Source organism: Macrococcus epidermidis, assembly GCF_024205965.1.
Taxonomy (GTDB): domain Bacteria; phylum Bacillota; class Bacilli; order Staphylococcales; family Staphylococcaceae; genus Macrococcoides; species Macrococcoides epidermidis.
Window position 1 is genome coordinate 2394738 of sequence record NZ_CP073819.1, and the last position, 13768, is coordinate 2408505.

General features: G+C 35.8%; 12 protein-coding genes. All 12 read right to left on the minus strand.

Annotated elements, in window-relative coordinates; all coding sequences use genetic code 11:
• Nucleotides 1–9: 9 nt before the first annotated feature.
• The 12 genes from hslO to KFV12_RS12850 all read right to left on the minus strand — a co-directional run bounded on the left by hslO (nucleotide 10) and on the right by KFV12_RS12850 (nucleotide 13611).
• Nucleotides 10–882, minus strand: a complete 873-nt coding sequence (hslO, locus tag KFV12_RS12795; protein WP_099577296.1) for an Hsp33 family molecular chaperone HslO — start codon at nucleotides 880–882, stop codon at nucleotides 10–12.
• A 60-nt stretch (nucleotides 883–942) separates the two neighbouring features.
• Nucleotides 943–3018: an ATP-dependent zinc metalloprotease FtsH gene (ftsH, locus tag KFV12_RS12800; RefSeq protein WP_254256918.1), complete on the minus strand. Its 2076-nt coding sequence runs from the start codon at nucleotides 3016–3018 to the stop codon at nucleotides 943–945.
• Between the two features lie 125 nt (nucleotides 3019–3143).
• Nucleotides 3144–3683 carry a hypoxanthine phosphoribosyltransferase gene (gene hpt, locus KFV12_RS12805; RefSeq protein ID WP_111717406.1) on the minus strand — a complete coding sequence of 180 codons (540 nt, stop codon included), beginning with the start codon at nucleotides 3681–3683 and terminating at the stop codon, nucleotides 3144–3146.
• 3 nt (nucleotides 3684–3686) lie between these two features.
• Complete coding sequence (gene tilS, locus KFV12_RS12810) at nucleotides 3687–4910, minus strand: tRNA lysidine(34) synthetase TilS (protein ID WP_111717408.1); 1224 nt, start codon at nucleotides 4908–4910, stop codon at nucleotides 3687–3689.
• 70 nt (nucleotides 4911–4980) lie between these two features.
• The gene (locus KFV12_RS12815) at nucleotides 4981–5367 is read right to left on the minus strand and encodes a S1 domain-containing RNA-binding protein (protein ID WP_099577289.1); all 387 of its coding nucleotides are present in this window, start codon (nucleotides 5365–5367) and stop codon (nucleotides 4981–4983) included.
• Nucleotides 5368–5469: 102 nt separating this feature from the next.
• The gene (locus KFV12_RS12820; RefSeq protein WP_099577287.1) at nucleotides 5470–5853 is read right to left on the minus strand and encodes an FtsB family cell division protein; all 384 of its coding nucleotides are present in this window, start codon (nucleotides 5851–5853) and stop codon (nucleotides 5470–5472) included.
• An 11-nt stretch (nucleotides 5854–5864) separates the two neighbouring features.
• Complete coding sequence (locus KFV12_RS12825; RefSeq protein WP_096077830.1) at nucleotides 5865–6134, minus strand: RNA-binding S4 domain-containing protein; 270 nt, start codon at nucleotides 6132–6134, stop codon at nucleotides 5865–5867.
• Entirely contained in the window at nucleotides 6121–7290 is a 1170-nt protein-coding gene (locus KFV12_RS12830; RefSeq protein ID WP_254256919.1) for a MazG family protein, read from the minus strand. Before KFV12_RS12830 ends, KFV12_RS12825 begins: the two co-directional genes overlap by 14 nt.
• Nucleotides 7291–7294: 4 nt before the next feature.
• Nucleotides 7295–8800: a polysaccharide biosynthesis protein gene (locus KFV12_RS12835; RefSeq protein WP_254257662.1), complete on the minus strand. Its 1506-nt coding sequence runs from the start codon at nucleotides 8798–8800 to the stop codon at nucleotides 7295–7297.
• Nucleotides 8790–12287, minus strand: a complete 3498-nt coding sequence (gene mfd, locus KFV12_RS12840; protein WP_240838471.1) for a transcription-repair coupling factor — start codon at nucleotides 12285–12287, stop codon at nucleotides 8790–8792. The genes KFV12_RS12835 and mfd overlap by 11 nt, the downstream gene beginning before the upstream one ends.
• Nucleotides 12284–12853: an aminoacyl-tRNA hydrolase gene (gene pth / locus KFV12_RS12845; protein WP_254256920.1), complete on the minus strand. Its 570-nt coding sequence runs from the start codon at nucleotides 12851–12853 to the stop codon at nucleotides 12284–12286. The genes mfd and pth overlap by 4 nt, the downstream gene beginning before the upstream one ends.
• An 83-nt stretch (nucleotides 12854–12936) precedes the next feature.
• Entirely contained in the window at nucleotides 12937–13611 is a 675-nt protein-coding gene (locus tag KFV12_RS12850; RefSeq protein WP_111717415.1) for a 50S ribosomal protein L25/general stress protein Ctc, read from the minus strand.
• Between the last annotated feature and the right edge of the window lie 157 nt (nucleotides 13612–13768).

Sequence of the window (13768 nt, forward strand, 5' to 3'; positions counted from 1 at the left end):
ATAATCCGTTTACGCGATGATGCTGCGTAACTCTTCAGGTGTAAAGTGATATTTCTCACGACAGAAATGACATTCAACTTCTGCGCCACCATCTTCTTCGATCATGGATTCAACTTCTGCTTCACCTAAACCTTTAATTGCAGTTAAGAACTTTTCTTTACCACAGTTACATTTAAACTCGATTGGCATCGTATCGATAATACGAATATTATCTTCACCCAATATCTCTTCTAAAATTTGTTCAGGTGATAAACCTTTATCAATCAGATTAGAGATAGGTTCCATATTGTTAATGCGTTCTTCTAAAAAAGAAATCGTTTCTTCGCTGGCAAATGGCAATAACTGAATAATAAATCCACCGGCTGCCTGTGTTAATTCTTCAGGTGTACATAACACGCCTAAGCCAACTGCTGCGGGTACCTGTTCGCTTGTCGCAAAATAGTATGCAAAATCTTCTGCGATTTCTCCGTTATGAATTTCCGTTGAACCAGTAAAATAATCTCGCATACCGATATCTTTAACAACATTGATATAACCACTGCGTCCTACCGCTTCACCAACATCCATTTTACCTGGTCTAATCGATTCCACCTGTACATGAGGGTTTTGTACATAACCACGTACTTCACCTTTTGCATTTGCGTCAACAACAATCTGACCAAGGGGTCCGCCACCGTTAATTGTTATTGTTAATTTCTCTTCATTCTTAAGCATTGCGCCCATCATTGAACCTACTGTTAATGTACGTCCAAGCGCAGCTGTGCCAACACGCCACGTATCATGTTTTTCTCTTGCAGTTTCCACTAAATTTGTTGTTCTTACACTAAATGCACGCACTTCATCATTAAATGCTAATGCTCTTACTAAATAATCTTTTGTCATTGTTTTTCTCCTTTTAAAAAGAGGCGGAATCGAAGCAATGCTTCTTCTCCGCCTCCTATTTTAGAATTTATCTTTGTCTAATTTATCAACTTTTGGTTCTGGTTCATTTTTAGATTCATCGATTGGTGCATCAGGATTTTTTAATTGTTCCTTTACTTCTTCATACGAAGAACCTGCATCTTCTGAATCATTACCGTCAACTTCTTTAACCGTCACTTTAGAATCATCAGTTTTATCTACTACAACTTCTTTTTCTTTCATGTGATATAGATGTGAATCATCATAGCTTACTTCTGGTAAAGTACCGTCAACGAATAAGCTATTGATTTGGTTTGCTACCAATGTTTCTTCTGTTAATAAAGTCTTCGCAATTAAATCAAGTTTATCCTGATGTTTCAGAAGAATTTCTTTACATCTCGCGTAACTTTCTTTAATAATACGTTGAACTTCCAGATCAATTTCATACGCAATCTGATCTGAGTAGTTCGGTTCGTGACCCATGTCACGACCTAAGAATACTTCACCTTGCGTTTGCCCAAATTGTAATGGTCCAAGTTTATCACTCATACCATATTCTGTGACCATCTTACGTGCGATACCTGTTGCACGCTGGAAGTCATTATGTGCACCTGTAGAAACTTCACCAAATGTGATTTCTTCAGCAACACGACCGCCTAATAATCCGACAATCTTATCTAATAATTCAGGTTTAGTCATAAAGTAACGATCTTGTTTCGGTAACATCATCGCATATCCACCAGCTTGACCACGCGGTACGATTGTAACTTTATGAACCATTTCTGCTTCATCTAATACACAACCGATAATCGTGTGTCCTGCTTCATGCCACGCAACGATATTTCTTTCTTTCTCAGAAATAACACGTGATTTCTTCGCTGGACCTGCAATAACACGGTCTGTTGCCTCATCAATATCACGCATATCTATCTTCGTCTTACCTTGACGTGCTGCAACAAGTGCTGCTTCGTTTAATAAGTTCTCTAAGTCTGCACCAGAGAAACCAGGTGTACGTTGACTTAAAGCTTTTAAATCTACTGTTTCATCAAGAGGTTTATTACGCGCATGTACTTTAAGTACTGCTTCACGACCTTTAACATCTGGTGCCCCTACTTGAATCTGACGGTCAAAACGTCCAGGACGTAATAACGCTGGATCTAAAATGTCAGGTCTGTTTGTTGCAGCAATCATAATGATGCCTTCGTTCTCACCGAAACCATCCATCTCAACTAATAATTGGTTCAGTGTTTGTTCACGCTCATCGTGACCACCACCAACACCAGCACCACGCTGACGTCCTACTGCATCAATCTCATCGATGAAAATGATACATGGTGCATTTTTCTTAGCATTTTCGAACAGGTCACGTACACGACTGGCACCGACACCGACGAACATTTCAACGAAGTCAGAACCACTGATTGAGAAGAATGGAACGCCTGCTTCACCAGCAACTGCACGCGCGATTAACGTTTTACCTGTACCAGGAGGTCCTACTAAAAGCACACCTTTAGGGATACGTGCGCCCATCTTCACAAATTTACGATTATCTTTTAAGAAATCTACAATTTCAATTAATTCTGCTTTCTCTTCATCTGCTCCAGCTACATCTTTAAAGCGTACTTTTTTCTTTTTATCATCATAAAGTTTTGCTTTAGACTTACCGAAATTCATAACACGGCCGCCACCGCCGCCGCCTTGTGATTGAGATAGGAAGAAAATAAAGACAAATGCTAATAATAATAATGGAATTAAAGTACTTAACATACCTAAAAATACATTTTCTTTATCAGCTGGCTTTATATCAAATTTCAAATCACCATCTTGCTCTTCAGCAATTTTAGTGATTTTATCTAAATCTTTTTGGTTATTATACATCAGTACCGAAGTAAATGTTTCATTTGGTTCAGCACCTTTTAATTTCCCTTTGACTAAATATACATCTTGTCCAGGCTGGATCGTCATTTCTTTAACATTACCTTTTTCCAGCTGAGACATTAATTTCGTGTATGTCATCTGTTTTGGCATCGAACCCGTGCCATTAATCATTGAAAACACACCGAATAAGACGATACCTATTAGTGTTACCATCAATATACTACGAAAGGCTTTTTGCATTCACGTTGTCCTCCTACCTATTTGTAAAGCTAACAAAGATTTTAACATAATAAATGTTGTTCAATCTACTAATTAAACTTACACAATTTTTACAAATTTTATTTTCTTTTCAGTGCAATGCTTCACTATTTAGTATAAACTTCTTCTTTTAATAATCCAATGTATGGCAGATTACGATATTTTTCCTGATAATCTAACCCATAACCTACAACGAAATCATCCGGAATCTTCTCGCCTACATATTTCGCTTCAATATCTACTTTACGGCGCATAGGCTTATCTAATAATGTTACGATCTCAATTGAATTCGCTTTGCGATATTTTAATAAATCAACGATTGCATTAAGCGTCGTTCCAGTTTCTAAAATATCTTCGATAATAATGATATCGCGCCCTTCAACAGAAACATCTAAATCTTTTAATATTTTAACTTCTCCTGTTGATTCTGTGCCGCCATGATAAGATGAAACATCCATAAATTCCATCTCAACATGGGTATCAATATGTTTAAGTAAGTCTGCCATAAATAGAATTGATCCTTTTAAAATTCCGACACATAGAGGGAGCTTCCCTTCATAATCAGCAGTAATTTCTTTTCCAAGACGCTCACAAGCTGCTTCAATCTGTTCTTTCGTTAATACAATCGATTCAATATCGTTATGCATGATTTAGTTCTCCTTTGTAATTATTATTTTATTATTGAAAGGGTGATGGTTAGATTTATAATGGCCAATCGCTATTACTTCATCTTCAACACAAACGATTGGTATTTTTGGACGGTCGTAAACAGGCACTTTTAAATCTTTAAGAATACGCGCTACTTTTTGATGCATACCGTTGATTTCGATAACATCTCCATCTTTTCTTGTTCGAATTGTGATTGGTTGAATTTCATCTTTAATTTCTATTTTATAATCATTAAAGTAATATTTCCCGGGTGAAACCACTTCTAATTTGTCATCAATCTTTTCATTTTTATTTCGTACTATCAATTTATCATAAGCAATTTGAATATGCCAACCTGGAGCGATTGCAAACGAAGCATGTGTTGCATCACTTTGAAGTACACGTATCACTTCATTTAAAAATCCAAAGCTTACAGTATATTGTGTAACATATCTCTGAATAAATGAAAGCAGTACTTTTTGAATGACTAATCGATTTTCTTCTGACAACTTATATCGTGATAATGCATTATTTTCAATATCTATTTTATAACGCTCAACATGTAAGTCGATTAAATCATCTACATCTTCCATATAATCAGCTAAATTCAATAACTGATGCTTATCTATCGAAGAATCATCTAATACTTTAAATATATCATTACGAATAAAGTTTCTTAAATATTTGCTGTCTGTATTCGATGCATCTGTCATATACGGAACTTTAAATTCATGTGCATATTCTATTAATTCAGCTTTACTCACATTTATTAAAGGACGTATCAGTTGATAACCATCACGTGCTACCACTTGCTGAATATTTATCGGTTGATAGTTATAACGGTTCGTCATTAGTCTAAAGAATATGGTTTCGAGCTGATCATCTTTATGGTGCGCCGTTAATAAACAGTCAATATGCTTTATATTAATTTGTGTTTCAAAAAAATGATATCTAATATCTCGTGCCTCACGCTGGATACTTTTGTTCGGGTTAAATGAATTTTTAGGTATCGTATAAGTAATTAATTCGATATTATGCTGCTTACAATATGCTTGAATCATTTTTTCTTCTTCATCTGATACGTCACGCAACTGATGATTAACATGCAATGCATACAACTTCTTATGATGATTTAATATGTTCACCTTATCGAGCAATACCATGCTATCGACCCCACCCGAAACTGCAACCGCAACGGTGTCATATTCATTCCACAAACAATCCAAAATCTCACCACCTCAACAAAAGAAGAGCTCAGGGTCAGACCCTAGCTCTTGATTTAGATAAACAAACGTATTAACGCTTTGACCCTCTGCCACCACGACGTGACTCTGTTTGACGTTTAATTGAAGTTAGTCGATCTTCACTGTCTTTTAAGAAATTTGATAATTTTTTTTCAAAGTCTTCAGGCTTTTTCTCAACTTTTGGCGGTGCAGGTTTTCTTGGGCGTTCTTTCGCTTTTTTAATTGAAAGGCTAATCTTTCCATCATCACCAATTGTTAATACTTTAACTTCTACTTCATCGCCAACTTTTAAATGTTCAGCAATATTTTCTACGTAACTATCTGCAACTTCACTAATGTGAACTAATCCGCTTTTGCCTTCAGGTAACTCAACGAATGCACCGAAATTTTTAATGCCTGTAACTTTACCTTTTAATTTGTTTCCAACTTCAATTGCCATAAGTTTAATAAATCCTCCCGATTAATTCTTCATAATATATCATTATATGCTTGATTTTCTCTTTTTACAACTTGATTAATCAAATTATCTGTGAAGTCTGACTTATTCAGTTGCATCTTTCTTTTTATCTTTTTCAGGAATCTTAAAGATTACTTCTCCATCATTACTTAAGAAATATTCACTACGTGCAATCTTTTCAATATATTCTTTACTATTAAGCTGTTTTAAGCGTTCTTTCAGTGCGATTTCTTTATCTTTAAGTTTTTCCAGCTCGACTGTTTGTTTCGCTTGTTCCTGCTTCAAAGCTCTATTGGTATTCATTTGCATAAAGAGAAGTAACGTCAAAAATAATAAGATAGCGAGAAGAATGCCTCCGAAGACTGTCATACGCTTTCTTACAATCATGCTACTTTTACGATTCAATCGATTAATACGCGCCTGTTCCTTCGTGTATTCATTTTCAATTTTACGTACTTCCTTAGCCATACGTAACACTCCTATTCAAAAGGCTGTTCAATTTTTTCTTCTTTTTTTACTTCAAACATTCCTTTTGCATTATCTTTTGTTGCATGTTCTTTCAAGTCTGTGACTTCCACCGTAATGATGCGTTGTCCTAAACGTACTTCTAATTCATCACCAACTGCTACAGTGCTTGATGCTTTCGCAACATTACCATTGATTTTAATTCTACCTTGGTCACTCACTTCTTTTGCTAACGTACGACGTTTAATTAAACGTGATACTTTTAAATATTTATCGAGTCTCATCTATTCCACCTACAATTTCTTTCAAAGCATCTTTTAAAGATACGTTTTGAATTTTATTCAAATCATATAACTTTAAGAAAATATCTGCAAAAATTTTCTCTTTTTTCACAGTACGTTCTTGTTTTCCTTCTTTCGCTTTAGCATCATTCCAGACATCATGTAATTCATCTACGGTTGATATTGATTCATCTCCAAACACATGTGGATGACGACGAATCATTTTATCGGTAATGCTCTTTACTACTTCTCTCGCATCGAACATGTAATCTTTTTTCGCAATCGCACTATGAAATACAACTTGTAATAATATATCGCCTAACTCTTCGATGATGTTATCGATATCATCATTATCAATCGCTTCAAACAATTCATATGTTTCCTCTAATAAATAACGCTTTAAACTTTGATGCGTTTGTTCTTTATCCCAAGGACAACCATTTTCACCTACAAGCGTATCCATCACTGCTGTGAAATATTCAAAGTCCCCTGATAATTGCTCATCATTTAATGGCGGTACAAAAAGTGACGTTAAATTTGATAACGCAAAGTCATGGTCCATTTCATGTAAAGGTCGCCATATTACATCTGCATCTTCTCCGCGTGCACCTGTAACGATAGCAACATTATGTTCAGCAGGGTAAATTTCTAACAACGAAACTTTGACATCACTTGCGATCAACTGATCATACACTTGCGTTACAATGAGACCATTTCTAGGATTAATTGATGATGCCTCAAACATCGTTCCGTCAAGCATCTGAAAGCCATTGTTTGGATCAAACTGCACTGCCTGGAACAGGTCATCGATAAAACTTTTTCCGCCTAATATTTCAATATTTAAAGTGTCATCTGCCAGCAATAACTCAGTTGTTGATTCTGCAACCATCGGATGACCGGGCACTGCATAGATAACATCTTCAGTTTCAGCCAGCATTTTCAGGCGACTTACAATTTCTTCATAGACATTGCTGAAATCATCATTTTCTTCATATACTTCATCGAAGCTCATCCATTCAATCTCTTCCAGATCTTCTACGACTGGATGTCGCATTGTTCTCACATAAACTTTGTCTGCCTTATTTAAAAAGCGATATATCCCAAAAGGTAACTCATCCAGACCATAGTTCCCTAGACCTACAATCGTTATTTTATTCATCCAATCACTCTCTCATTAATTTATTCATCACACTACCGAATGGTAAATGGTGCCACTCTTCCTGCGTTATAATCTTCCACTTAATCATAGCATATAATACAATAATGCCCCCTGTAATTATCCCAATGAGCGCGACAGAAAGCGCGCCGATGCGTGTATTAAAATCTATCATCATTTCAATCTGAATCAATACACTCATTACTAAAAGTGTTATGCCCCACTTAATCAGAAATGATTGAAAAGCAATTTCGTACCTGCGTACAACTCCGATATGTAATACGTAGGCATAGACGAATAATCCTGTAACTGATGCGAGTGCAGCACCTTTAATATCAAAGAAAGATATCAGTAATAGGTTGAGTATGATTTTTACTGCTAATCCTAAACCAATACCCCATAGTTGTATGCGATAGTCTTCAAAGATTTGAAGCATAGCAGTGTACATAATGATAAGTGATACGAAAATGATAGCTAACATATAAATAAACAGCGCTTCATAACCTGCCACTGACTTGAACAGGAACATATTAAATGGTTGAATTAAATTCATTAACCCGATGGCAGCAGCGCTACTAAACACGATCGTAATCTTAAGCGCACTATTCGCATAGCTATTCATCTGACTTAAATCACGTCTTTGTTTACATTCCGAAAGCAATGGAATCAGTACAAGCGAGAACGACGTGGTCACAATAAGACCCATTTGAATAAGCGACGCCCCACGATCATATATCCCTTTTAGCGCTCTAGCTTCTTCAAGCGACATTAATGTTTTCAATTGATTAATGACTGTAAAGCTATCTACGAGTTGCCATAAAATCATAATTAAATAACTTAAACTATAAAAAACAATCAATGTTATAAAACTTCTATATGATCCTATATTATTTCCTCGGTAATCAATTGTTTGACGTTTATTTTGCCACATTAAATAAATACTTGCTCCGAGTAAACCGACAAATGAACCAAAAATACTTAATGCACCACTTTGATAGACTGATAAGTCCATCCATACAAATAATCCAATCGACAATAGTATGATAGATACGCGTAGTACCTGATCAATCACCTGAGAATAAGCAATTTCTTTCATTGCATGATTCATCTGTAGTTTCCCACGAATCATCGCAACTGCCGGAAAAGGAAGCAATACTAAACTGGAGGCACGTAACATTGTACTTAACATTGGGTCGCCCATTAAATTTGCAATGATATCGCTACAAATTAATATGACCACTAATACCAATATACTTATCCAGGTAATATGTTTATATAGTTTTCCTATAAATGACTTTTCATAATGAGATTGACTAATAACTGAGGGAATTGCATTTAACGACAGTACGGAAACTATCGCAATGATTGGATATACTTGCTGATAGGCATAGAGACCTGTATCACCTAAAATATTTTGATAGGGTACGCGATATATCGCACTTAAAATTTTCACGATTAACATCGTTATTGTCAGTATAATCACGCTGTTAAATGCCGGGTTCTTATTCTCCATCAAACTCGATTCCTTCTTGTATTTGACGCGTGAGTTGTACTAATGCAGCAAGCCAGTTTGCATTTTTCTTCAGCGTAAATGTCATTTTATTGTCTTTATATTCTATCTTTAAGTCTCGACCGAAATCTTCTGTCGCTTTAAATAAACGTTCACCGTTAATTTTATTCGTCGTAGCTATACTTGACTCAAGCACAACTGCCTTTCCGGTATCTTTCACATTCACAATACCAAACGCTAAAGCATTTATTCTGATTTCAACGATCTTCATTAACTGATCAACCGCTTCTGGATATTCACCATATCGATCGGTCATTTCATCCTGAATATCCATTAATTCTGATTCTGTCGTCACGCTGCGTAGCTTTTTATAAAATTCAATCTTCGCTTGTTCTTCACGAATATAGTCAGCTGGAATATATGCATCAACTTCTACTTCTATTTCTAGTTGAGGCACTTCTTCGACTTGTTTAATACCACGTTTTTCATTAACTGCTTGCTGCAGCATTTCAGAATACAAATCATACCCAACAGAATCAATAAATCCATGTTGCTGACGTCCTAATAAATTCCCTGCGCCACGAATATTTAAATCACGCATTGCAATTTTAAATCCAGAGCCAAGCTCAGTAAATTCTTTTATTGCCTGCAAACGCTGTTCAGCTACTTCAGTGAGTACTTTATTTGGTGCATGCAAGAAGTAGGCATAACTAATACGATTACTACGACCGACGCGACCACGTAACTGATACAATTGACTTAAGCCAAATCGGTCTGCATCTTCAATTATTAAAGTATTGGCATTCGGTACATCGACACCCGTTTCGATAATTGTTGTTGTCACTAAAATGTCGTATTCACCATTAATAAACCCAAGCATCGTTTCTTCTAGTTCACGTTCTGATAATTGACCATGCGCAACAGCAATGCGCGCGTCCGGCATCATCATCTCTAGCTGTTCAGCTTTCTGATAAATGCTCGCTACACGATTGTATAGATAAAATACTTGTCCGTTACGTGCTAATTCACGTTCCATTGCTTCTTTAATAAAGTTATGTTGATATTCTAGTACATACGTCTGTACCGGAAATCTATTTTCCGGTGGTGTTTCAATGACCGATAAGTCACGTACACCCAGTAAACTCATATGCAGTGTTCTTGGAATTGGTGTTGCTGTAAGCGTTAATACATCGACATTTGTCTTCAACGCTTTAATTTTCTCTTTATGTGTAACACCAAATCGTTGCTCCTCATCGACGATAAGCAAGCCTAAATCTTTATACACAATATCTTTGCTCAGTAGTTTATGTGTGCCAACTACAATATCAACAAATCCAGACTTTAATCCTTTTTTCGTTTCATCTATTTCTTTCTTTGATCTGAAACGGCTCATCATCTGTATTTCAACTGGATAATCCTGCATACGCTCAATTAACGTCTCATAATGTTGTTGTGCGAGTATTGTCGTTGGCACTAAAAATGCAACTTGTTTACCATCAAGTACCGCTTTGAACGCTGCACGAACAGCGACTTCAGTTTTACCGTAACCAACATCTCCACAAAGCAGACGATCCATCGGTTTACGCTTTTCCATATCTTGTTTAATTTCAACGAGACTTTGTACCTGGTCTGCAGTTGGTTCATACGGAAAGTCCATTTCAAACGTTTCCTGTGCCTCAGTATCAGGTCCGAACTGATATCCTTCAACGCGCTCTCGCTCCTGATATAACTTCAATAATTCTTCAGCGATATCTTCAACGCTTTGTTGAACGCGCGCTTTTGTCTTTTTCCATTCTGTGCCGCCGAGTTTGTTTAGCTTCGGCTCTTTATCTTCTGAACCGACAAACTTTTGAACATAATTCATTTGATCGACTGGCACAAACAGTTGATCAGTCCCTTTATATTGAATTTTAATATAGTCTTTATGCATCTTATTGACGAGTAATGTCTCAACACCCATATAACGTCCTACGCCATGATGCACATGGACAATGTAGTCACCAACATTTAATTCCTGATAAGATTTAATTTTCTCGGCATTCGATAACTTCTTCGTACGTTTCGGTTTTTCTTTACGTAATTTAAATAGCTCGCGTTCAGTGACAACAACAAGTTTCATAAACGGTAACTCGAAACCTTCTGACAAATCACCTTCGACAATTGTATTAATACCCGGTTTACTTCCCTTAGTATCAAGCGTTACAGGTAATTTCATATCAGCTAGCATTGATTTAATCTTATCTTTTCTCGTTGCATTACTTGCCAGTACAACGATATTGAAGTCATTTTTTCTGAAACGGTCAAACTCTGAAAACATTAAATCATATTGTCCGTAAAATTGCTGCAATGGTTTACAAGAGAATTTATAGATATTTTGTAACTTCACTGGCATAGAAGCAGTAAACAGTGTAAAGTATGCTACATTAAATTGATTCATCAGTGTTTCAAAGCTATCTTCTTTAATGAATGTCTGTCCGACAAATCCACGACCCGATTCAATTAAAGATTGGTGAAATTCACTTGTTTCTCGAATACTTGATTCTATCGCTTCATTTACACGATTAATTTCATCGACAATTACAATTGCTTCTTTATCAAAGTAATCAATAATCGTCGTCTCTTTATTATAAGCAAATTTTACAACGCGACGTAAAATATTATGATTAAGTATTTCTCCCATATTCATTTTGATAGTTTGATACGTATCACGTAAATCATCTCTCACATTTGTCGCAATCTTTTGGCGTGTTGCCTCAAATGCATCAGATAAATTAGATTCCAGTAATTCTATATCTTTACTCGTAAAAATAAATTCACTTGCTGTAGAAATTTCAACTGAATCGATATTATTTAATGAACGTTGACTATCCGCATCAAAATAACGAATAGCATCAACTTCAGTATCGAATAATTCAATGCGGACCGGCTCACCAATCATCGGGAAAATATCAATTAATCCACCACGTACTGAAAACTGACCAAGCGTCGTTACGCGCTCACTTTTCTGGTATCCCATATCTACTAAATCTTGTTGTAATTGAATGAGATCAATATCTTCTCCAATTTTTATTTCACGATGATAATCTGTAAATAACTCCGGTCGACTTACAAGCTTTTGAAGCCCGTTAATCGGCACGAGAAATAACCCAGCTTGACCTTTTGCCAAGTGGGTAAGTGTACGAATACGCTCACGCATTAAATCCGGACTTTTTGTCGAGAACTCTTCAATCATAATATCTTGTACCGGAAACTTAAATAGTTCCTCTTCATCAATCAGTTGTGCTAAATCGTTTTCTAATTTTTCTGCCTGAAACAAGTTACTTGTCACGACAATCATTTGTTTTTTATGGCTTAAATAACTTTCCGCTAAAATTACGGCTTTTGCACTTGGATTTAAACCCGTCACCAATATATTTTGTTTACCGAGTGAATCATTATACTCGTTAAATCGTTCATCACTTTTCAACAATTTATCTATTATCTGTCTCATACATCACCATTATATTGATTCATAACATTTTCGAATCGCTCTCCACCGATAAATGTTTCAAGTGCTTCGATTGTATGATCAATCACTTTCTGCATCGTTATCATTTCTTCCTCACTAAATTTCTGTAACACATAATCCACCACAGGTTTACGCCCTTCAGGACGACCAATGCCTAAACGAATACGCTTAAATTCCTGCGTTCCTAAATGTTGTATAATTGAGCGCATGCCATTCTGTCCACCAGCAGAACCTTTCTGACGAATACGAATACGACCTTGAGGCATATCAAGATCGTCATATAGAACAACTAAATCCTCTACAGCTATTTTATAATAATCCATTAACGGACGAACCGCTTCACCTGATAAGTTCATATACGTCATCGGTTCAATAATCAGTACTTTCTCACCATTAATATTTGCTACCGTATAGTTTCCTTTAAATTTTTGCTTATCTAAATCTATATTATGTTTCTTCAAAAATTCATCTACGACCATAAATCCTACATTATGTCGTGTATCTTCATATTTCTTACCTATATTACCTAACCCAACGATACATTTCATATTTAAATCCTCCGCTTAATCATTATCACTATTATAATATAAAAAAAGAGACATACAAATGTATGTCTCTTGAATTCGAATAATTATTCAGCTTTTTCTTCTGATTTCTCTTCACCTTCAGCAGCTTCTTCTTCACCTTCAGCAGCTTCAGTTCCTTCTGCTTCTTCACCTTCAACAGCTTCTTCGCCATCTTCTTCTGGCTCTTCTTCAACTGTAGGTGGTACAACAGATACGATTGCTTCTTCGTCTTCATTATTGATAGTGTAAGCTTTATCTGATTTTAAATCAGCAACAGTGATTGTATCACCGATGTTTAATTCAGTAACGTCAACTTCGATGTTTTCTGGAATATCATCTGGTGTTGCAGTAACTGATAATTGGAATAATGGTTGTTGAACAACGCCACCTTCTTTAGCGCCTTCAGCTTCACCAACTAAGTTTACTACTACATCAACTGTTAATTCTGCTTTCATATTGATTGCTAAAAAGTCGACATGTGTAATTTTGTTTTTAATTGGATTGATTTGGTAGTCAGATACCATTACTTTAACTGTTTTTGAACCTACTTCTAGTTCGATAACACCGTTACGTCCAACTTCACGGATTACTTTAATGAAATCAACTTCTTCAACTTTAACTGAAGTGTTTTTAGCGCCATAACCGTATACTACAGCTGGAATCTTACCTTCGTTACGTACTTTGTTTAAACTTGAACGTGTTTGTTTACCTTGTCTAATCGTTGCTTTTAATTTACTCATAATTATTACTCCTTTTGTGCGCACTTCTTTGCGCTCCTACACCTTACCCATCAGTTGTGGTAACCTGCTTGCAAAGTGTTTATTTGTCTTAAATATTTATCACATAATTAATTAATACCCCGTTAAACTTCTTCTAAACATTTTTTATTAAATAAAT

What these genes read in the sequence shown, in the direction of transcription:
- hslO (WP_099577296.1), bottom strand. Translation starts at nt 882, where the DNA reads ATGACAAAAGATTATTTAGTAAGAGCATTAGCATTTAATGATGAAGTG.
- ftsH (WP_254256918.1), bottom strand. Translation starts at nt 3,018, where the DNA reads ATGCAAAAAGCCTTTCGTAGTATATTGATGGTAACACTAATAGGTATC.
- hpt (WP_111717406.1), bottom strand. Translation starts at nt 3,683, where the DNA reads ATGCATAACGATATTGAATCGATTGTATTAACGAAAGAACAGATTGAA.
- KFV12_RS12815 (WP_099577289.1), bottom strand. Translation starts at nt 5,367, where the DNA reads ATGGCAATTGAAGTTGGAAACAAATTAAAAGGTAAAGTTACAGGCATT.
- KFV12_RS12820 (WP_099577287.1), bottom strand. Translation starts at nt 5,853, where the DNA reads ATGGCTAAGGAAGTACGTAAAATTGAAAATGAATACACGAAGGAACAG.
- KFV12_RS12825 (WP_096077830.1), bottom strand. Translation starts at nt 6,134, where the DNA reads ATGAGACTCGATAAATATTTAAAAGTATCACGTTTAATTAAACGTCGT.
- KFV12_RS12830 (WP_254256919.1), bottom strand. Translation starts at nt 7,290, where the DNA reads ATGAATAAAATAACGATTGTAGGTCTAGGGAACTATGGTCTGGATGAG.
- KFV12_RS12835 (WP_254257662.1), bottom strand. Translation starts at nt 8,800, where the DNA reads ATGGAGAATAAGAACCCGGCATTTAACAGCGTGATTATACTGACAATA.
- mfd (WP_240838471.1), bottom strand. Translation starts at nt 12,287, where the DNA reads ATGAGACAGATAATAGATAAATTGTTGAAAAGTGATGAACGATTTAAC.
- pth (WP_254256920.1), bottom strand. Translation starts at nt 12,853, where the DNA reads ATGAAATGTATCGTTGGGTTAGGTAATATAGGTAAGAAATATGAAGAT.
- KFV12_RS12850 (WP_111717415.1), bottom strand. Translation starts at nt 13,611, where the DNA reads ATGAGTAAATTAAAAGCAACGATTAGACAAGGTAAACAAACACGTTCA.